General features: G+C 61.2%; 1 protein-coding gene. It reads left to right on the top strand.

What is annotated here, in order from left to right:
* Nucleotides 1–48 precede the first annotated feature (48 nt).
* Complete coding sequence (locus ACIPIA_RS16995; protein WP_400511183.1) at nt 49–993, top strand: cation diffusion facilitator family transporter; 945 nt, start codon at nt 49–51, stop codon at nt 991–993.
* Nucleotides 994–1,004 lie beyond the last annotated feature (11 nt).

Raw genomic sequence — 1,004 nt, 5'->3', positions numbered from 1 at the left:
TCGGGAACCCTCGTCGCGACCACTCGTTGCGTCGAGGCGAGGGGCGGCATGGCGGCGCATTCAGGATCACGAAAAGTCATCTATGCGGCGCTGGCAGGAAATCTCCTGATTGCGGTGACCAAATTCATCGCCGCGGCCTGGACGGGCAGCTCCGCGATGCTGTCGGAGGGCGTTCACTCCCTGGTCGACACCGGCAATGGCGCGCTACTGCTCTATGGCTTGAACCGGGCCGCCCGGCCACCCGATCTCACGCATCCCTTCGGGCATGGCCGTGAACTTTATTTTTGGAGCTTCATTGTCGCGCTGCTGGTTTTTGCGGTTGGGGCCGGCGTGTCGCTGTATGAGGGGGTGTCCCATGTCGTCACGCCGCATCCAGCGACGAACCTGTCGGTGAACTATGTCGTGCTCGGCCTCTCGGTCCTTTTCGAAGGCTATTCCTGGCGGGTTGCATTGAAGGAGTTCAAGGCGGCCAAGGGCTCGTTGGGGTATTTCGCCGCCGTGCGCCAAAGTAAGGACCCGAGCGTCTTCACAGTTCTGTTCGAAGACACCGCGGCCCTGCTCGGCTTGCTCATCGCTTTTGCTGGCATCACCGCAGCCGCCTACTTCGAGCGGCCCGAGCTCGATGGCGTGGCCTCGATCCTGATCGGCATCATCCTTGCGGGCACCGCGATGCTTCTCGCACGGGAGAGCAAGGCCCTGCTTATCGGCGAAGCCGCTCTGCCGCATGTACAGGAAGAGATCAGGGCGGCGGTCGAGCGCGATCCGGATGTCGAGCGTGTCAACGGCCTGACAACCGTTCATCTGGGTCCCGACCAGATCGTCGTGGCTCTCAGCCTCGAATTCAAGGATGACAGATCCACCGGTGATATAGAGGATTGCGTGAAGCGCATTGAAGCGAGGCTGAGGAAACGCCGCTCGGACATCGTCTCGGTCTTTGTGAAACCGCAGACTTCTGCCACTTGGCGGAAAAGGCGCGCCAAGCTCGTCGAGTGAAATTCGAGTTC

Origin of the sequence: Allobosea sp. CER48 (assembly GCF_044752385.1) — a bacterium.
In the GTDB taxonomy this organism is placed as follows: Bacteria; Pseudomonadota; Alphaproteobacteria; order Rhizobiales; family Beijerinckiaceae; genus Allobosea.
This window is presented reverse-complemented; position numbering and strand designations above follow the sequence as displayed.

Excerpts from the sequence above, each read along its gene's own strand:
- ACIPIA_RS16995 (WP_400511183.1), top strand. The coding sequence starts at position 49 with ATGGCGGCGCATTCAGGATCACGAAAAGTCATCTATGCGGCGCTGGCA.